This is a genomic window from Gemmobacter caeruleus, assembly GCF_008271655.1.
GTDB lineage: Bacteria > Pseudomonadota > Alphaproteobacteria > Rhodobacterales > Rhodobacteraceae > Gemmobacter > Gemmobacter caeruleus.
In genome coordinates this window covers 1-18,662 of record NZ_VKKX01000054.1, presented here as the reverse complement: position 1 = coordinate 18,662, position 18,662 = coordinate 1, and the positions used below count along the sequence as shown (strand labels likewise).

The window sequence follows — 18,662 nt, the reverse complement described above, 5'->3', positions numbered from 1 at the left end:
CGCCCTGCCCTGCCTATCTTGCCCGCAACGGACAGGAGACAGAGCATGGAATTCGGCCTCGATACCTTTGGCGATGTGACGCGCGATGCGCAAGGCACCCTGCTGCCGCAGGATCAGGTGCTGCGCCATGTGATCGACGAGGCGGTTCTGGCCGATCAGGTCGGGGTCGATGCGATCAATCTGGGCGAACATCACCGCGACGATTTCGCGATTTCGGCGCCCGAGATCCTGCTGGCCAATATCGCGGCGCGCACCTCGCGCATTCGGCTGGGCACCGCGGTTACGGTGCTTTCGACCGATGATCCGATCCGGCTCTATCAGCGGTTTTCCACGCTGAACGCCATTTCCGGCGGGCGGGGCGAGATCATTCTAGGCCGGGGGTCTTTTGTCGAAAGCTATCCGCTGTTCGGACACGACCTGTCCGAATACGAAATGCTGTTCGAGGAAAAGCTCGCGCTGTTCGTGGCGGTGAACAAGGGCGGCGCGGTATCCTGGCAGGGCCGGCACCGCGCGCCGGTCGCGGTGCCGGCGGTCTATCCGCCCGCCGGGCCGGGGGGTATTCACACCTGGGTCGGCGTGGGGGGCAGCCCGGAATCGGTGGTGCGGGCGGTGCGCCATGACCTGCCGATGATGCTGGCCATCATCGGCGGCGATCCGCGCCGCTTTCTGCCCTTCGTGCGGCTGTATCACGATGCGGCGGCGAAGATGGGCAAGGCGGTGCAGCCGCTGGGCGTGCATTCCCCCGGCCTGATCGCCGCCACCGATGCCGAGGCGCGCGAGGCCGCGTTCACCGGCTACAAGGCGCTGCATGACCGGATCGGGCGCGAACGCGGCTGGCCGCCGATCACCCGCGACGCCTTTCTGGCCGAGGTCGAGGGCGGCAGCCAATATGTCGGCAGCCCTGAAACCGTGGCGCGCAAGATCGCGGACACCATCCGCGATCTGGGCCTGCAAAGGTTCAGCCTGAAATATTCCGCCGGCACCACGGCACATGAAACGCTGATGCGCTCGGTCGAGCTGTATGGCACCCGCGTCATCCCGCTGGTGCGCGAGATGCTGGGCTAAAGCATGACGCGCGGTTCATCCCGCGCGCCCGCCACCGGCCCCAGATCAAAGACCTGACCCGATAGCGGGGCGGCGCGCAGGGCATCGGGGTCCAGCCCCTCTTGCGCGGTGGTCACCACCAGCCGCCCGGACGCAAAGGCGGGGCAAGAGGCATGCGGCGCGGGCAGTGTCAGCGCGCGGTCAAAGGCCCCGTCGGCGTGATGGCGCGCCACACGGCCCGCCCCCCATTGAGCCAGCCAGATACCGCCCGCCGCATCGGTCACCGCCCCATCGGGCCACAGGCCTTCGGCGGTGAAGTCGCGCCAGATCGCCCGGTCGCCCTCGGGCCAGCCCTCGGCATCCAGCGGCTGTCGCCACATGATCTGCCGCGCGGTATCGGCGTAATAGGCGCAGCTCCGGTCCGGCGCGAAACAGATCGCGTTGGAAATGCTGATGCCCGGCGCGATCACCCGCAATGCGCCGCGATACCAGCGATAGATCGCGCCCGCCCCCGGCTCGGCCTGCTTGCCCATGGTGCCGATCCAGAACCCGCCCCAGGGATCGGCCCGCCCGTCGTTTGAGCGCGTTTCAGGGCGGTCGGCCTCCAGCGGTGCCAGCAGGCTGCGGGTGCCGCTGTCGATGTCAAACCGCCACAGCCCGGTTTCCGAGGCGATCAGCAGCGTCGCCGCATCGACCAGACCCGCGGCCGAGACATGTTCGTCAAACTGCCAGTCCCGCGTGCCGTCCTGGCCCCGCGCCAGCAGGCGCTTGCCGATGATGTCGAACCAGAACAGCATGCGCCGGTCGGGGTGCCAAAGCGGCCCTTCGCCCAGAAAACACGGGCGATTGTCAAAGACCTCAGCCATGCGCGGCCTCATCATAGGCGGCGACCAGCGCGCGGGCCTTGGCCGCCACCTGTTCGGCGCTGTCGCCGGGACGATAGAGCGCCGTGCCGATGCCGAACCCGTCGGCACCCGCGCGCAGCCAATCGCCCAGATTGCCCGCATCCGCCCCGCCCACGGCCAGCACCGGCACCTGGCGCGGCAGCACGGCCCGCAGCGCGGCAATGCCCGACGGCCCCATGATCGAGGCGGGGAATACCTTGAGCCCGTCCGCCCCCGCCCGCAGCGCAGCAAAGCATTCGGTGGCGGTGAACACGCCCGGAAAGCTTTGCATGCCGGCGGCCTTGGTGGCGCGGATGACCTCCGGGTTGCAATCGGGCGACACGACCAGCCCGGCGCCAAGCGCGTGCAGGCGTTCGACCTCGGCCACGCTCAGCACCGTGCCCGCGCCGATCAGTGCCCGCGCGCCAAAGGCGCGGAGCAACTGCGCGATGCTGTCAAAGGCATCGGGCGAATTCAGCGGCACCTCGATCCGGTCGATCCCCGCCGCGATCAAGGCGGCGGCGACGGGTTCGGCCTCGGGCGGGGTGATCCCGCGCAGAATGGCGATGACGGGACGCGACATCAGGCGTTCTCTCCCCCGATCAGGCGGCGCGCCTCGGCAAGGCCCGCCAGGGTTGCGGTTTCGGCCTCCAGCAGGCGCGCGGTCTGGCCAAAGGCCGCCAGCGCGGTCTGATAGCGCGCGGCCAGGCCGGTGCTGCCGATCAGCACGATATCCTGTCCCTCCCACAGCGCGCGGGTCGCCGCAAGCTCGGCGCCGATCAACAGGCCAGAGAGGCGCGCGCGGGCGGCATCGGGCGATTGCGCATGCAGCAGCCCCTCGGCCCGCAGGCCGAACAGCGCGGGGATCAGTCGTTCGGGTGCCGCGCGCATCTCGGCCAGCGCGGCGGCAAAGGCGGTCTCGTCCCAGCCCGGGCCGACCGAATGGCGCAGCACCGATTGGCCGGCCAGCAGATCGAACAGTTCGCCCGTCATGCAGGTCTGGAACTGCCGCACCACCCCGGCCGCGACCCGCGCCCATTTCATATGGGTGCCGGGCAGGCCGACAATGCCGTCAAAGCCCGGCTCCTGCACCAGCAGGCCGGCGATCTGGGTTTCCTCGCCGCGCATTACATCGGCGGGGGCGGGCTGGCACAGGCCCGGCACCACATGCACCGTCAGGCGGCGGTCGGCGGGGTGCAGGGTCAGCAGCGGCGCACCGATCGGCGCGCAGGGCAGCGCACGATAGGTGGCCTCTTGCCAGCCCTGCCGCGCCCCGACCATGCCGCAGGCCACGGCCCGCAACGGCCCCTCGGTCACCCAGTCGGCCACCAGATCAAGCAAGGCGCCTTCGAACTGACCGGGGTGCAACCGCCCCATCCCGGCATCCGAATGGCGGTGCGCCTCTAGTCGCGTGCCGGCCATGCGCCAGACCCGCAGCGCCGAGGTGCCCCAATCGATGGCGATCCAGCGATCCGTCATCATGCCGCGCCGGGCCAGAGTGCGGCGGGCAGGTTCTGATAGGCAACCGGCCGCAGAAAGCGGCGGATCGACAGGGTGCCGACCGAGGTCGCGCCGAAATTGGTGCTGGCGGGATAAGGGCCGCCATGCACCATCGCGTCGCAAACCTCGACCCCGGTGGGATAGCCATTGGCCAGCACCCGGCCCGCCATGCGCTCCAGATGCGGCAGCAGACGGCGGGCCAGCGCTAGATCGCCGTCATCCATATGCAGGGTCGCGGTCAACTGCCCCTCGAAAGCGGCGGCAAGGTCGGGCATCGCGTCGGCATCGGTCACCCGGACCACAAGGCCCAGCGGGCCGAATACCTCTTCGCGCAGGCTGTGATCGGCCAGAAACGCCTCGGCCGCGACCTCATAAAGGTTCGGGCTGGCCATGCGCCCCTCGCTTTGCGTGGACAGGATCGGGCGCACCGAATTGCGGCTGTCGAAGCGGGCCTTGCCCTCGTGATAGGCACGGGCGATGCCGGGGGTCAGCATGGTTTGCGGCGGCACGGCGCGCAGCGCCTCGGCCATGGTGGCGACAAAGGCATCGCCCGCCGCCCCCTGAGGCAGGATGGCAATGCCGGGATTGGTGCAGAACTGCCCCGCGCCCATGGTCAAACTGGCGGCCCAGCCGGTTGCGATGGCCGCACCCCGTGCGGCCAGAGCCTCGGGCAGGATGAACATCGGGTTCACGCTGCCCAATTCGCCAAAGAACGGGATGGGTTCGGGCCGTGCGGCGCACAGATCGAACAGCGCCCGCCCGCCGGCAAGGCTGCCGGTAAAGCCCACGGCCTTGATCCGCGGTTGGCTCACCAGCGCGGCGCCGACCTCGCGATTGCCGCCCTGGATCAGGCTGAACACGCCCTGGGGCAGATCGCAGGCCGCAATGGCGGCGGCGATGGCCTCGGCGATGATCTCGCCCGTGCCGGGATGGGCGGAATGGCCCTTGACCACCACGGGGCATCCGGCCGCCAGCGCCGCCGCCGTATCCCCCCCGGCGGTGGAAAAGGCGAGCGGAAAGTTCGACGCGCCGAACACCGCCACCGGGCCGACCGGGCGCTGCATCATGCGGATTTCCGGGCGCGGCAAGGGCTGACGGTCGGGCAGGGCGGCATCGGTGCGGCGGTCGAGGTAATCGCCCGCCCGGATATGGGCCGCAAACAGCCGCAACTGCCCGGTGGTGCGCCCGCGTTCGCCTTGCAGCCGCGCGGCGGGCAGGCCGGTTTCCTGACTGCCGATTTCGGTGATCGCCTCGGCCCGGGCCTCGATCTGATCAGCGATGGTTTCCAGAAACCGCGCGCGCGCCTCGCGCGGGGTGGCCGCGTAATCGGCAAAGGCCGCCTCGGCCGCGTCACAGGCCCGCGCCACCAGATCGGGCGTGCCGACCGAAAAGCGATGTGCCGGGCCATGCGCGGGTTCGCTGGTGAACTGCGTGTCGGTGGCGATCCAGTCGCCGGCGATCAGATGCCGGCCATGGGGGGTAAAGCTCATTTCTTCGTCCTTTCGCGCGGCTCAGAAATCAAAGGCCGCGACCTGTTCGCGCCGGCCCAGCGTCAACGCATCGGCCACATGAACCATGGGCGCCAGATCGACATCCGACTGACCGCGCCGCCGCAGATCGGCCATGCGGGCATAGAGCGCGGGATATTCCCCCATGATCGAGCTTTCGCCCGCCACGGTCTTCCCGGCGATTTCCAGCACATTGCCGCCCATGCGCAGCGCCAGCGGGCCGGCATCGGTCGCCACCTCGATATCCCAGGTCTGCGGCCCCTCTTGCCGCCAGTCGAAATCGGCGGTGACCCCGCCGTTGAACCGCAGCCGCGCCGCGATCGGCGTCTGGCGATTGGCGGGGAAATCCAGATCCGCCGCGATCAGATGCACCGGCGCGGGCAGGATATGGGTCAGGATCGACAGCGCGTTGATGCCGGGATCAAAGACGCCCATTCCGCCGGGCTCAAAGACCCAATCCTGGCCGGGATGCCATTTGCGCACATCCTCGCGCCAGGTGATATGGGCGCGGTTCACGGTCTTGCCGGCCAACCAGGCGCGGGCGGGTTCCACCGCCTGCGCCATGCGGCTGTGCCAGGTGGCAAACAGCGTAAGCCCGCGCTCAGTGGCCATGGCCTGCAATTCATGCACCTCGGCCAGCGTCGCGCCGGGCGGCTTTTCCAGCATCACATGCCGCCCCGCCCGCAAGGCCGCCGCCGCATAGTCAAAGCGCGGCACCGGCGGCAGGCAGAGCGAGACCGTGCCGATATCGGGCCGTTCCGCCAGCAGGTCGGCAAAATCGGTAAAGCCGGGCACCCCCTGCACGGAGCCATGGCGCGAACAGGTCGCCGCCAGTTCCCAGTCAGCCGAGGCCGCAAGGGCGGGCACATGCTGATCCATGGCGATCTTGCCGATGCCGACCAGCGCGATCTTTTCCCGTGCCATCAATGCGAATCCTTGCCGACTTCGCGCCCGCGGCAGCCCTTGAGGAAATCGAGATCGGCGCCGGTATCGGCCCCCTCGACATGCTGCTGGTGCAGCCAGGCATAGCCCGAAGCCGCCTGTTCATGCCGGGGCTGCCAGGCTGCCAGCCGCGCGGCCAGTTCATCGTCCGAAATCTCCAGCCGCAGGGTGCGGTTGGGCACATCGAGCGTGATGAAATCGCCGCTTTGCACCACTGCCAGCGGGCCGCCCGCCGCCGCCTCGGGCGAGGTATGCAGAACCACCGTGCCATAGGCGGTGCCCGACATGCGGGCATCGGAAATCCGCACCATATCGGTGATGCCCTTGCGCAAGACCTTGGGCGGCAGGCCCATATTGCCGACCTCGGCCATGCCGGGATAGCCCTTGGGGCCGCAATTCTTCAGCACCATCACGCAGGTTTCGTCGATATCCAGGGCCTCGTCGTTGATGCGGGCCTTGTAGTCGTCGATATCCTCGAACACCACGGCGCGGCCACGATGCACCATCAGCGCGGGTGTCGCGGCCGACGGTTTCAGCACCGCCCCCTTGGGCGCCAGATTGCCCTTCAGCACCACGATGCCGCCCGATTGGGTCAGCGCCTTTTCGGCGGGCAGGATCACGTCCTCGTTCCAGTTCACCACATCCTTGACCTGATCCCACATCGTCTCGCCCGAGACGGTGAGCGCGTCCTTGTGCAAAAGCCCCGCCTCGCCCAGCCGCTTGATGACGACAGGCAGGCCGCCGGCATAAAAGAATTCTTCCATCAGATACTTGCCCGAGGGCATCAGGTTCACGATGGTCGGCACGTCGCGACCGCAGCGGTCCCAGTCATCCAGCGTCAGGTCCACGCCGACCCGGCCCGCCATGGCCAGAAGGTGAATCACCGCATTGGTCGATCCGCCAATGGCAGCATTGGTGCGGATCGCATTTTCAAAGGCCGGTTTCGTCATCACGTCCGAAGGTTTCAGATCGTCCTTCACCATCTGCACGATGCGGCGCCCGGTCATCTGGGCCATGACACGGCGGCGGCTGTCCACCGCCGGGATTGCGGCATTGCCCGACAGCGCCATGCCTAGCGCCTCGGCCATCGACGCCATGGTCGAGGCGGTCCCCATCGTATTGCACGACCCGGTGGAGCGGCTCATGGAGGCCTCGGCCTCCAGAAATTCCTCTTGCGTCATCTCGCCGGCCTTCACAGCCTCGGAGAATTTCCAAAGATGGGTGCCCGACCCCACCCTTTCGCCACGGAAATAGCCGTTCAGCATCGGCCCACCGGTCACCACGATCGACGGGATGTCGGTCGAGGCCGCGGCCATGATCAGGCTGGGTGTGGTCTTGTCGCAGCCCACCATCAGCACCGCGCCGTCAATGGGCTGGGCGCGCATCGCCTCCTCCACCGCCAGGGCGGCAAGGTTGCGATACATCATCGCGGTCGGGCGAAAGGTGTTTTCGCTGGCGGAAAACACCGGCACCTCCACCGGAAAGCCGCCGGCCTCCCACACGCCGGCCTTCACCTTTTCGGCCAGTTCGCGCAGATGCCCGTTGCAGGGTGTCAGATCCGACCAGGTATTCAGGATGCCGATCACCGGGCGCCCGTCGAACAGATCATGCGGATGGCCCTGATTTTTCAGCCAGCCCCGATGATAGATCGTATCGCGCGAGGTGCCGCCGAACCAGTGTTGCGAACGCAGCTTGCGGGGCCAGGGGGCGGGTTTGAAGGTCATCTTCGCCTCAGAGCGGTTGAACGGTGACGGGGGCGGTTTGCGGCGGTTCCTGCACCAGCGGGTTGCGCAGCGGCAGGCCAAAGGCCGGCACCTCGATCTCGAATTCGTCGCCGGGGTGGCAGGCGATGCCATCGGCAAAGCTCAGCGTGGCGGTGCCAAAGAAATGCACATGCAGATCGCCGGGCTGGCGGAAGATCGGGTATTTGAAATGGTGGTGTTCCAGATTGGCAAGGGTGTGGCTCATGTTGCCCTCGCCCGACAGGAAGGGCTTTTCCCAGATCACCGCGCCGTCGCGGCGGATACGGCTGGCGCCCTCCACATGCTGCGGCAGGTCGCCCAACAGCAATTCAGGGCCAAAGGCCGCCGGGCGCAGCTTGGAATGCGCAAGCCACAGGTAGTTGCCGCGTTCGGTGACGTGATCGGAAAATTCGTTGCCCAGGGTAAAGCCCAGCCGGAAGGGCGTGCCATAGGGGCCGATCAGGTAGATGCCCGCGACCTCCGGCTCCTCGCCCGCGTCCAGGGCGCAACCGGGCGAGACCAGCGGCGCGCCGGGCGCGGCGGCGGCATGGCCATTGCCCTTGTAGAACCATTCGGGTTGCGCCCCGATGGCACCGGGGCGGGGCTTGCCACCCTCCAGCCCCATGCGGAACATCTTCATGCTGTCGGTCAGTGTCTCCGGGTCGGCCTTGGCATGCATGGCGTTGCGCGTCGCGGCGCTGCCCAGATGGGTAAGGCCGGTGCCCGTCAGGTGCATGTGGCAGGGATCGGGGTGATCGACCGGCAACAGCACGCGCCCCTCGGCCAGTGCGGCGGCCAGATCGACCGCTTCGCCCTGCCCGCGCGCCGCCACTTCGGCGGCCAGACCGCGCCCGGCGGCGATGGCGGCCTGCGCCAGGTCGATCACGCTGGCCGCGCCGGGCACGACATGCGCCCCCGCCCCGTTGCGCGCCACCACGGCGCGCCTGTCCGCCAGACGGATTTGCGAAAGGAACATGGATCAGCCCTGCTTTTGCTTGTTGTAGACATCGAAGAACACGGCGGCGAGCAGCACCAGCCCCTTGATGACCTGTTGATAGTCGATGCCGATGCCCATGATCGACATGCCGTTGTTCATCACGCCCATGATGAAGGCGCCGACGACCGCGCCCACGATCTTGCCCGACCCGCCCGACATCGAGGCCCCGCCGATGAAGACCGCGGCGATCACGTCCAGTTCCACCCCGAAACCCGCCTTGGGCGTGGCGGTGTTCAGCCGCGCGGCAAAGACCAGCCCGCCCAGGGCCGCCAGAACCCCCATGTTCATGAAGGTGTAGAAGGTCAGCCTTTCGGTGCGGATACCCGACAGCTTTGCCGCCTTTTCGTTTCCGCCGATGGCATAGACCCGGCGGCCCAGCGTGGTGCGTTCGGTGACAAAGGCATAGACCACCGTCAGCACCACCATGGAAATCAGCACATTCGGCAGCCCGCGAAAGCCCGCCAGTTTCCAGATCACGAACATCAGCCCGGCCGAGACGATGGCATTGCGGGCGACAAAGAAGCCCATCGGTTCATCCTCGATCCCGTAGCGGGCATTGCGGGCGCGGGTCTTCAGGCCCATCCACAGCAGCACGGCCACCGCGACGACGCCCGCCAGAAGGGCGGTCACATTGGGCTTTCCCACCCCGAACAGGTCGGGGATGAAGCCGTTGGACAGTGCCTGGAACGATTTGGGGAACGGCCCGATCGACTGTCCCGCCAGCAGCCAGAGCGACAGGCCGCGAAAGACCAGCATCCCCGCCAGCGTGACGATAAAGGACGGGATGCGCCAGAAGGCCACGAAATACCCCTGCGCCGCGCCGATGGCCGCGCCCACCACCAGGCTGATCGGGATCACCACCCAGACCGGCAGGTCCCAGGTGACCAGCATCACCGCCGCCAGCGCGCCGACAAAGCCCATGACCGAACCGACCGACAGGTCGATATGGCCCGACACGATCACCATCAGCATGCCAAGCGCCATGATGATGATATAGCTGTTTTGCAGGAACAGGTTGGTGATGTTCACGGGCTTGAGCAGCGTGCCGTCGGTCACGATCTCGAAAAAGACCATGATCGCGATCAGCGCGAACAGCAGCCCGTAATCGCGCATGTGTTTCATCAGATAGGCGCTGACGCCGCCCTTGCCGGTCTGGTTCATCCCTGCCCCCCTTATTCCGTCACGATGAGCGACATGATGCGCTCTTGCGTGGCCTCGGCGGCGGTCAGTTCGCCCACGAAGGCCCCTTCGTTCATCACATAAATCCGGTCGCACATGCCCAGCAGTTCGGGCAGTTCGGAGGAGATCATCACCACCGCCTTGCCCTGGGCCGACAGGTCATTGATGATCCCGTAAATCTCGTATTTCGCGCCCACGTCGATGCCGCGCGTGGGCTCGTCCAGGATCAGCACCTCGGGGCCGGTGAACAGCCATTTCGACAGCACGACCTTTTGCTGATTGCCGCCCGACAGGTTCATCACCCGCTGGAACACGCTGGGCGTGCGGATGCGCAGCGCCTGGCGGTATTTCTCGGCCACGTCGGTTTCCTGCGCCTCGTTGATGACGCCATGCGCGGCGACGCCCTCCAGATTGGCGAGGCTGGTATTCTTCTGGATCGTCTCCTCCAGGATCAGGCCCAGCGACTTGCGGTCTTCGGTCACATAGGCAAGACCCGCGGCAATGGCGCGCGGCACGGTCGAGGTATCGGCCTTGCGCCCCTTGACCGTCACCTCGCCCGAGATGTTGCGCCCATAGCTGCGGCCAAAGATCGACATGGCAAGTTCGGTGCGCCCCGCGCCCATAAGCCCGGCGATGCCCACCACCTCGCCCGCCCGCGCGGTGAAGGAGATGTCGCGGATCATCTGGCGTTCGGCCTGTTCGGGGTGCCAGACATTCCAGTTCCGCACCTCGAACAGCACTTCGCCGGCGCGGCGGTCGCGTTCGGGATAGCGGTGCGCCATGTCGCGGCCCACCATGTCGCGCACGATGCGATCTTCGGTGATCGGTTCCTTGTGGGCATCCAGCGTGGAAACGGTGGTGCCGTCGCGGATCACCGTCACGCTGTCGGCCACGCGCTTCACCTCGTTCAGCTTGTGGCTGATGATGATCGAGGTGACGCCCTGCGCCTTGAGTTCCAGTAGCAGGTCCAGCAGCGCCTGGCTGTCGGCCTCGGACAGGGCGGCGGTCGGTTCGTCCAGGATCAGCAGCCGCACATCCTTGGACAGCGCCTTGGCGATTTCCACCAGTTGCTGCTTGCCCACGCCCAGCTTGCCGACCTGCACCCCCGGCGGTTCCCGCAGGCCCACCTTCTTCAGCAGCGACTCGGTCTGGCGAAAGGTCTCGGGCCAGTCGATCACACCGCTGGCGGCGCGTTCATTGCCCAGAAACAGGTTCTCGGCGATCGACAGCAGCGGCACCAGCGCAAGTTCCTGATGGATGATGATGATCCCGCGTTCCTCGCTGTCGCGGATGGAACGGAACTGCGCCAGCGCGCCGTCATAATGGATTTCGCCCTCATAACTCCCGGCCGGATAGACGCCGGACAGCACCTTCATGAGGGTCGATTTGCCGGCGCCATTCTCGCCGCAGATCGCGTGGATCTCGCCCTGCCGGACGATCAGGTTCACCTGATCCAGCGCCTTGACGCCCGGAAAGGTCTTGGTGATGGAGCGCATTTCCAGAAGGGCGGTCATGGCGGGCCTCGGCGGTCTGGGAAAACGGGGCCGCCCTCGCGGCGAAGGCGGCCCCGGGCATCGCTACGGATGCGTTACTTGATCTGGTCCATAGTATAGTAGCCCGACCCGATCAGGATCTGTTCCCAGTTGGTCGCGTCCACGCCCACCGGCTCCAGCAGATAGGCCGGCACGACCTTCACGCCGTTATTGTAGGTGGTCGTGTCGTTGATCTGCGGCTCGCCGCCCTTGAGCATCGCATCGACCATGCCCACGGTGACCTTGGCCAGTTCGCGGGTATCCTTGAAGATGGTCGAATACTGTTCGCCCGCCAGGATCGACTTGACCGACTGCACCTCGGCATCCTGACCGGACACGATCGGCATCTTCAGATCGCCCGAACCATAGCCCACGCCCTTGAGCGAGGACAGGATGCCGATCGACAGCCCGTCATAGGGTGACAGCACGCCCTGAACCTGCTTGTCGGTGTAATTGGCCGACAGAAGGTTATCCATCCGGGCCTGCGCCACCGCGCCGTCCCAACGCAGGGTGCCCACCTTGTCCATGCCGGTCTGGCCCGACCCGATCACGATCTCGCCCGAGTCGATCATCGGTTGCAGCACCGACATTGCGCCGTCGTAGAAGAAGAAGGCGTTGTTGTCGTCGGGGCTGCCGCCGAACAGTTCCACGTTCCACGGCTTCACATCGGGGAAGCGTTCCTTCAGCCCGTTCACCAGGCTGGTGGCCTGCTGCACGCCGACCTTGAAATTGTCGAAGGTGGCGTAATAGTCCACATTGCCGCTGTCGCGGATCAGCCGGTCATAGGCGATGACCTTGATATCGGCCGCGGCGGCGTTTTCCAGCGCGTTGGACAGGGTGGTGCCGTCAATCGCCGCGATCACCAGCACATTCACGCCCTTGGTGATCATGTTCTCGATCTGGGCCAGTTGGTTGGGGATATCGTCCTCGGCATATTGCAGGTCGGTTTCATAGCCGGCGGCCTGAAACTCCTTCACCATCGAATCCCCGTCCGAGATCCAGCGGGCCGAGGATTTGGTGGGCATCGAGATGCCGACGGTTTCGGCGGCAGCGCCATAGGCCACGAAAGAGGCGCACATCGCCAGCGCCGCGGCGACGGTTTTCAGTTTCATCTTGTCTCTCCCTGACATGGGGCTGACCTCTCCCGGGGGCCCCGTCCTCCTGCGGCCTGCCTCGCTGGCGGACCTGCGGCAGGTTTTACCGCGCCTTGCCATACCAGTAAAATTACATTACGCACATTCTGCATGTCTCAAATGGTATCTCAATGACCCTGAAACCCGCGCAGCTGCGCCTGATCACCGAGATCGCCGAACAGCGGCAGTTGCAACTGGCGGCCGATGCGGTGGCGATGACCCAGCCCGCCGCCTCGCGCATGCTGGCCGAGATCGAGCGGCAGGCGGGGGCGGCGCTGTTCCTGCGTCAGCCCAAGGGGATGGAGCCGACCGAAGCCGGGCTGGTGATGATCCGCCGCGCCCGCGCCATCCTGCGCGAAATGCGCAGCATGGAGGCCGAGATCCGCGCGCTTGAGGCCGGGCTGGGTGGCAGCGTGCGCGTGGGCGCGGTGACCGGGCCGGCGGTCGGGCTGATGGTGCCCGCGATCCGCAAGCTCAAGCAGATCGCGCCCGAGGCGGAGGTCACGCTGGACGTGGCGCCCTCGCGCGAATTGCTGCGGCAACTGGCGGCGGGCGAGATCGACTTTGCCCTGGGCAGGGTGCTGCCGGAATTCGACAGCCGCCTGTTCGACGTGCGCGCCATGCGCGACGAAAAGCTGGCGCTGCTGGTGCGGGCCGGGCATCCGCTGGCGCGGGCGGCGACGGTCACGCTGACCGAATTGCAATCCTATGAATGGATCATGCAGGAACGCGGCGCGCCGATCCGCGAGGCCACGCTCGAGGCCTGCGCCGCTGTCGGCCTGGCCGAGCCTGCCAATGTGGTGAACAGCCCGTCGCTCCTGTTCATGATCGCCTATCTGTCGCAATCCGACGCGGTCGCCGCCATGTCGGAGGAGGTGGCGCTGCTGCTGACCCGCCCGCCGGTCGCGGCCGGTTTCGCCGCGCTGAACCTGCCGCGCGAGGTGCGGGTTTCGCCTTACTATCTGCTCAGCCTGCGGCGGCGGCCGCTGTCGCCGATCGCGGTGCGGCTGCGGGATCTGGTGATGGCGCTGGCCGACCGGCCGGGTTTCGAGTTTGCGGAGGGCTTTGCATGAAACGCTACGCCATCTATTACGCCCCGCCCGAGGGTGCCTTTGCCACAAGGGCCGCCGGCTGGCTGGGCTGGGATGCGGCGCGCGGGCAGGCGGTGGCGCAGCCCGATCTGGGCCTGCCCGCCGCCGACATGACGACCGACCCGCGGCGCTATGGCTTTCACGGCACCATCAAGGCGCCGTTCCGCCTGGCGCCCGGACAAGACGTCGCCGGACTGCGGACCGCCCTGGCGCGGCTGGCCGCGGAACTGGCGCCGGTCAGCCTGCCGGGTTTGCAGCTCAGCCGGCATGACGGGTTTCTGGCGCTGACGCCCGAGGGCGATGCAACGGCGCTGCGCGATCTGGCGGCGCGGGTGGTGACCGGGCTTGATGCGTTTCGCGCCCCGCTTTCAGATGCCGAAATCGCGCGCCGCCGCCCTGAACGGCTGACCCCGCGCCAGCGGGCGTTGCTCGATCTTTATGGCTATCCCTTTGTGCTGGAGGAGTTCCGCTTTCACCTGACGCTGACCAACCGGCTTGACCCCGATCTGGCCGACCGCGCCGAGGCCCGGCTGCGCGCCCATTTCGCGCCGGTGCTGCCGCGCCCCTTTCTGTTCGACGCGCTGTGCCTGTTTGGCGAACCGCCTGAGGGGCCGTTCCGGCTGCTGGAACGCTTTGCGCTTAGAGCCAGCGCTTCCACCTGAAGAACAGCCAGGTGCCCACCGCGCTGGCCAGCATCAGCACCAACGCCGCCGGATAGCCCCAGGGCTGCGCCAGCTCCGGCATATGGGCAAAGTTCATGCCGTAGATCGACGCGATCAGCGTCGGCGGCAGGAACAGCGCAGCCACGACCGACACGATGCGCACCGTCACGTTTTGGGCAAGGTTGATCATACCCAGCGTCGCATCCGAAGCCAGCGCGACGCGCTGCCCCAGGAAATCTGCATGCACCTCCAGCGCCTGCACATCGCGGATCAGACCCTTGACCAGCGGGCGCAGCGCGGGGCCGCCCTCACGTTCTGCCAAGCCCTGCCCGAAATAGCCCAGCGCGCGTTCCAGCGTCAGCAGCGCCAGCCGCACCCGGCTGAGCAATTCGCCCTCTTGCCCGGCGCGTTCCAGCGCCTGTTGCAGCGCCTCGGCCCGGGCGCGCGTATCGGCCGGCCGATAGACCGAGGCCGCCACCGCATCCAGCGACCGGCCGATCCCCTCCAGCAAGTCAGCCTGCCGACCGATGATTTCCTCCAGCAGGCCCAGCAGGATCCGGTCGGGCCGGGCGCAGCCGGGGCCGGCACGGTCGGCACGGTCAGGATAGGTCTCGAACGGGCGGGGCGCGAAATGGCGCAGCGTCACCAGCCGGTCGGGGCCAAGGATAAAGGTTACCGGCCCGGATGTCGGGCTGCGGCTTTCCGACAGGCCGGGCAGCACGACCGTCAGATAATCCAACCCGTTCTCGCGATAGAGACGGCTGGAGATCTCGATCTCCTCCATCTCGTCCAGGGTGGGCACCGTGACGCCCAGTGCCGCGACCGCCGCGACCTGCGCGGGCATGGGGCGATAGAGGTCGATCCACAGCGCCGCCGCCAGCGGCTGATCGGGATCGAGCGGAAAGAGGCGGCCCGCGCGGGGCCGGTAGGCGTAAAGCATCGGGGGCCTGCGCTGCCGGGTCGCCCCGGTGTTACGACAGCTGCGTAACGGGAATGCGACAGGCGTCAGCGCAACCCGATCTCGGCCAGGGCGCGGGCCAGATCCTCGGGCAGGGCATCGTCCTGGGCGCGCCCTGGCGGCAGGTCGCGCGGGCTGTCATCGGGTGCCAGATAACGCCAGCCCTGAAACGGCCGGCGCGGCGCCGCCTGGGTGCGGATCACCTGCGGATCGAGCAGCAGCGCGCAGCGTTCGACCCCGTCGCCCCCCGACACCCGTTCCAGCCCCAGAATGCGCTGCCGGGCCAGCACCTGCCCCTTGATCACCCAGTAAAGCGACCCGCCCGCCAGCACCTCGGATTCGCGTTTGGGCCACATGCGGGTGACATGCACCGCCCGCCCCTCGGGCCAGCGATGCGCCTGCGACTGCTGCCAGTCCTCCAGATCCTCGACCGAATCCGCGCCGACGCAAAGCTTCAGAAGATTGACGAAATCGGCCATGCCGCCCCCCGTTTTCCTCCTTGGAAATAGAGCGGCAGACCGGGCAGGACAAGCTTTTGCAATTGTCGCAGATAAGCGTATCCTGTAGGGCCTCCCCTCGCAGACCACCATATGAAGGAATCCCCCCATGTCCCGATTCGTCGCCCCGATTGCCGAGCAAATCTGGGACATGAAGTATCGCCTGAAAGAGGCCGACGGCACGCCGGTCGATGGTTCGGTCGAGGATACCTGGCGCCGGATCGCCCGGTCGCTGGCCGAGGTGGAGAAAGACCCTGCCCATTGGGAGGCGCAGTTCTACACTGCGCTGGAGGGGTTCAAGTATCTGCCCGCCGGGCGCATCACCGCCGGCGCCGGCACCGGGCGCACCGTCACGCTGTTCAACTGCTTTGTCATGGGCACCGTGCCCGACAGCATGGCCGGCATCTTTGACGCGCTGAAAGAGGCCGCGCTGACCATGCAGCAGGGCGGCGGCATCGGCTATGACTTCTCCACCATTCGGCCGCGCGGGGCCGAGGTAAAGGGCGTGGCCGCCGATGCCTCGGGCCCGCTCAGCTTCATGGATGTCTGGGATGCGATGTGCCGCACCATCATGTCGGCCGGCTCGCGCCGCGGCGCGATGATGGCCACGATGCGCTGCGACCACCCCGATGTGGAGGCCTTCATCGAGGCCAAGAAAGACCCCGCCCGCCTGCGCATGTTCAACCTGTCGGTGCTGGTGACCGATGCCTTCATGGCGGCGGTCAAGGCCGACGGCCCGTGGGAGCTGGTCTTTGCCGGCAAGGTCTATCGCACGGTGCAGGCGCGTGATCTGTGGAACAAGATCATGCGCAATACCTATGATTTCGCCGAACCCGGCGTGATCTTCATCGACCGCATCAACAAGATGAACAACCTGGGCTATGTGGAGACGATCGCCGCCACCAACCCCTGCGGAGAACAACCCCTGCCGCCCTATGGCGCCTGCCTGCTGGGCTCGGTGAACCTGGCGACGCTGGTGACCGATCCGTTCACGCCCAAGGCCAGGCTGGACCCCGCCGCGCTGGACAATCTCGTGCGGCTGTCGGTGCGCATGATGGACAATGTGGTGGATGCCAGCCGCTTTCCCCTGCCGCAGCAAGAGGCCGAGGCGCAGAACAAGCGCCGCATCGGGCTGGGCGTCACGGGCCTTGCCGATGCCCTGCTGATGCTGGGCCTGCGCTATGGCGCGCCCGAGGCCGCCGCGCAGACCGAGGCCTGGATGAAGGCCATCGCCCGCGCCGCCTATCTGGCCTCGGTCGATCTGGCGAAAGAGAAGGGGCCGTTCCCGCTGTTCGATGCCGAGGCCTATCTGGCCAGCGGCAACATGATGCAGATGGATGAGGACGTGCGCGCGGCCATCCGCACCCATGGCATCCGCAACGCGCTTCTGACCTCCATCGCGCCGACCGGCACCATCTCGCTTTACGCGGGCAATGTGTCTTCCGGCATCGAGCCGGTCTTCGCCTATGCCTATACCCGCAAAGTGCTGCAAAAGGACGGCTCGCGCACCGAGGAAGAGGTGGTGGATTACGCCGTGAAGCTGTGGCGCGACCTCAAGGGCGACGCGCCCCTGCCCGATTATTTCGTGAACGCCCAGACCCTGCCGCCGCTCGATCACGTCCGCATGCAGGCCGCCGCGCAGAAATGGATCGACAGTTCCATCTCCAAGACCATCAACTGCCCCGAGGATATCAGCTTTGACGATTTCAAGGAGGTCTACATGGCCGCCTGGGATCAGGGCTGCAAGGGCTGCACCACCTATCGCCCCAATGCCGTCACCGGCTCGGTGCTGACGGTTTCGGAAAGCAGCGAAAAGACCCCGGCCGAGGCGCATGCCCCGGTGCAGGCCGGCGAGGTGGTCTATCTGTCCGAACCGCTGGATCGCCCCGCCGCGCTGGAGGGCCAGACCTACAAGGTGAAATGGCCGGGCAGCGAACACGCGCTCTATATCACCATCAACGACATCATCATCGCGAACCACCGCCGCCCCTTCGAGGTCTTCATCAATTCGAAGAACATGGAGCATTTCGCCTGGACCGTGGCGCTGACCCGGATGATCTCGGCCGTGTTCCGGCGCGGCGGCGATGTGTCCTTCGTGGTGGAGGAGCTGAAGGCGGTCTTCGACCCGCGCGGCGGCGCCTGGATGGAAGGGCGCTACATCCCCTCGATCCTGGCGGCGATCGGCGGCGTGATCGAACGGCACCTGATCTCCATCGGCTTCATCGAGGGCGAGGGGATGGGCCTGAAATCCGATCCCAAGGCCGAGGTCGTCGCCATCGGCGCCCGCCCCGGCAAGGCCTGCGAAAGCTGCGGCAGCTATGACCTGCGCATGGTGGAAGGCTGCATGACCTGCGGCAGCTGCGGCCAGAGCAAATGCGGCTGACCCCCACGCAGCGCCCGATCTGGAAGTGCAGATAAATTGTCCACTTTGCCGGAAAACGGCATGAAATGATCTGAAAGCGACCGAACGGCCCTCTTCGGAGGGCCTTTTTCCGTACCGTGAAAGTTGCTTCCTGATTTCTCTGGCCCTCGGAACCTCCAAACCAAGGGCTTCGTTTCGACTTGTAGCTCAACCGAATAGAAAGGTTACTCTCTCCGCACAACGTGGCGCTATACAACGAGTAGGACGACAGAACATCTCAATGATCCCGACGTTACGGATGCGTTGGGCAGAGGATCTCGGGATGCGCTTGAACAGGATTGGCGCAGATGCAAGACTGAAGTACCGACGTGGATCACTAGACTCAGGACCCATTGATCATCTGCTGGCGGCGTGATTCTGAACCGCGCCGGGTTTGCCGGAGGCTCCAACTCCTGAGTAGGATGGAGCATCATGAGCAAGACCACGAACAAGTTTTCCCCTGAGGTGCGCGAGCGGGCGGTGCGGCTGGTCTTCGACAACGAAGGTCAGCATGGGTCGCGCTGGCAGGCGATCGTGTCGATTTCGGCGAAGATCGGTTGTTCGGCCCATACGCTGAACGAGTGGGTGAAGA

The 18,662-nt window shown here is 66.6% G+C and carries 17 protein-coding genes; 5 read left to right on the top strand and 12 right to left on the bottom strand.

Annotated elements, in window-relative coordinates; genetic code table 11:
* Positions 1 to 45: 45 nt before the first annotated feature.
* The gene (locus FOA17_RS18675; protein WP_149143033.1) at positions 46 to 1,065 is read left to right on the top strand and encodes an LLM class flavin-dependent oxidoreductase; all 1,020 of its coding nucleotides are present in this window, start codon (positions 46 to 48) and stop codon (positions 1,063 to 1,065) included.
* Here the strand turns inward: FOA17_RS18675 and FOA17_RS18670 are convergent.
* The 10 genes from FOA17_RS18670 to chvE form a co-directional block, all read right to left on the bottom strand.
* A complete protein-coding gene (locus tag FOA17_RS18670; RefSeq protein WP_149143032.1) occupies positions 1,062 to 1,910 on the bottom strand; it encodes an SMP-30/gluconolactonase/LRE family protein in 849 nt (282 codons plus the stop codon). The genes FOA17_RS18675 and FOA17_RS18670 overlap by 4 nt on opposite strands.
* Positions 1,903 to 2,511, bottom strand: coding sequence for a 2-dehydro-3-deoxy-6-phosphogalactonate aldolase (locus FOA17_RS18665; RefSeq protein ID WP_149143031.1), 609 nt, complete (start codon positions 2,509 to 2,511; stop codon positions 1,903 to 1,905). Before FOA17_RS18665 ends, FOA17_RS18670 begins: the two co-directional genes overlap by 8 nt.
* Entirely contained in the window at positions 2,511 to 3,407 is an 897-nt protein-coding gene (locus FOA17_RS18660) for a 2-dehydro-3-deoxygalactonokinase (protein WP_149143030.1), read from the bottom strand. Before FOA17_RS18660 ends, FOA17_RS18665 begins: the two co-directional genes overlap by 1 nt.
* The gene (locus FOA17_RS18655; RefSeq protein ID WP_149143029.1) at positions 3,407 to 4,918 is read right to left on the bottom strand and encodes an aldehyde dehydrogenase (NADP(+)); all 1,512 of its coding nucleotides are present in this window, start codon (positions 4,916 to 4,918) and stop codon (positions 3,407 to 3,409) included. Before FOA17_RS18655 ends, FOA17_RS18660 begins: the two co-directional genes overlap by 1 nt.
* A gap of 21 nt (positions 4,919 to 4,939) precedes the next feature.
* Positions 4,940 to 5,860 carry a Gfo/Idh/MocA family protein gene (locus FOA17_RS18650; RefSeq protein WP_149143028.1) on the bottom strand — a complete coding sequence of 307 codons (921 nt, stop codon included), beginning with the start codon at positions 5,858 to 5,860 and terminating at the stop codon, positions 4,940 to 4,942.
* A complete protein-coding gene (araD, locus tag FOA17_RS18645) occupies positions 5,860 to 7,602 on the bottom strand; it encodes an L-arabinonate dehydratase (RefSeq protein WP_149143027.1) in 1,743 nt (580 codons plus the stop codon). The genes FOA17_RS18650 and araD overlap by 1 nt, the downstream gene beginning before the upstream one ends.
* 7 nt (positions 7,603 to 7,609) lie before the next feature.
* Positions 7,610 to 8,596 carry an AraD1 family protein gene (gene araD1, locus FOA17_RS18640; protein ID WP_149143026.1) on the bottom strand — a complete coding sequence of 329 codons (987 nt, stop codon included), beginning with the start codon at positions 8,594 to 8,596 and terminating at the stop codon, positions 7,610 to 7,612.
* Positions 8,597 to 8,599: 3 nt separating this feature from the next.
* Positions 8,600 to 9,778, bottom strand: a complete 1,179-nt coding sequence (gene mmsB, locus FOA17_RS18635; protein ID WP_149143025.1) for a multiple monosaccharide ABC transporter permease — start codon at positions 9,776 to 9,778, stop codon at positions 8,600 to 8,602.
* An 11-nt stretch (positions 9,779 to 9,789) separates the two neighbouring features.
* On the bottom strand, positions 9,790 to 11,310 hold the full coding sequence (gene mmsA / locus FOA17_RS18630) for a multiple monosaccharide ABC transporter ATP-binding protein (protein WP_149143024.1): 1,521 nt from the start codon (positions 11,308 to 11,310) through the stop codon (positions 9,790 to 9,792).
* A 74-nt stretch (positions 11,311 to 11,384) separates the two neighbouring features.
* Complete coding sequence (gene chvE / locus FOA17_RS18625) at positions 11,385 to 12,407, bottom strand: multiple monosaccharide ABC transporter substrate-binding protein (protein ID WP_420841725.1); 1,023 nt, start codon at positions 12,405 to 12,407, stop codon at positions 11,385 to 11,387.
* A gap of 185 nt (positions 12,408 to 12,592) precedes the next feature.
* On the opposite strand from chvE, the gene FOA17_RS18620 reads away from it, so the two are divergent.
* A complete protein-coding gene (locus FOA17_RS18620; protein ID WP_149143022.1) occupies positions 12,593 to 13,534 on the top strand; it encodes a LysR family transcriptional regulator in 942 nt (313 codons plus the stop codon).
* On the top strand, positions 13,531 to 14,214 hold the full coding sequence (locus FOA17_RS18615; RefSeq protein ID WP_149143021.1) for a DUF1045 domain-containing protein: 684 nt from the start codon (positions 13,531 to 13,533) through the stop codon (positions 14,212 to 14,214). The genes FOA17_RS18620 and FOA17_RS18615 overlap by 4 nt, the downstream gene beginning before the upstream one ends.
* Here FOA17_RS18615 and FOA17_RS18610 read toward each other — a convergent pair.
* Entirely contained in the window at positions 14,192 to 15,154 is a 963-nt protein-coding gene (locus FOA17_RS18610) for a magnesium transporter CorA family protein (RefSeq protein WP_149143020.1), read from the bottom strand. The two genes, FOA17_RS18615 and FOA17_RS18610, sit on opposite strands and share 23 nt — an antisense overlap.
* Positions 15,155 to 15,219: 65 nt before the next feature.
* Entirely contained in the window at positions 15,220 to 15,651 is a 432-nt protein-coding gene (locus tag FOA17_RS18605; RefSeq protein WP_149143019.1) for a DUF1489 family protein, read from the bottom strand.
* Positions 15,652 to 15,778: 127 nt separating this feature from the next.
* Between FOA17_RS18605 and FOA17_RS18600 the strand changes: the two genes are divergently transcribed.
* Together FOA17_RS18600 and FOA17_RS18595 are read left to right on the top strand one after the other, a co-directional pair.
* Entirely contained in the window at positions 15,779 to 18,052 is a 2,274-nt protein-coding gene (locus FOA17_RS18600) for an adenosylcobalamin-dependent ribonucleoside-diphosphate reductase (protein ID WP_149143018.1), read from the top strand.
* Positions 18,053 to 18,502: 450 nt separating this feature from the next.
* The coding region (locus tag FOA17_RS18595; RefSeq protein ID WP_238991876.1) for a transposase at positions 18,503 to 18,662 on the top strand (160 nt) is incomplete at its 3' end.